At 48.4% G+C, this 285-nt stretch carries 1 protein-coding gene; it reads left to right on the forward strand.

Annotated features, from left to right (window positions below):
* On the forward strand, positions 1-285 hold a 285-nt coding region (gene dcm, locus LI114_RS13920; RefSeq protein WP_227221157.1), incomplete at both ends, for a DNA (cytosine-5-)-methyltransferase.

The following is a 285-nucleotide window of genomic DNA, read 5'->3' on the forward strand; positions in this document are numbered from 1 at the left end:
TCGACCTTATATGCGGAGGCTTCCCTTGCCAAAGCTTTTCAATCGCTGGAAAAAGGGGCGGATTTGACGACGCAAGAGGAACTCTGTTCTTTGAAATTGTCAGAATCGCTGCCGTTAAAAAACCTAAATATCTGCTGCTTGAGAACGTACCCGGATTGTTATCGCATGACTCAGGCAGGACGTTTGCGACCATCCTTGGTTCGCTGGACGAATTGGGGTACGATGTCGCATGGCAGGTGCTTAACAGCGCAAATTTTAGAGTCGCCCAATCCCGAAAAAGAGTGT

The organism is Ruminococcus sp. 210702-SL.1.03 (assembly GCF_020559915.1).
In the GTDB taxonomy this organism is placed as follows: Bacteria; Bacillota; Clostridia; order Oscillospirales; family Ruminococcaceae; genus YE71.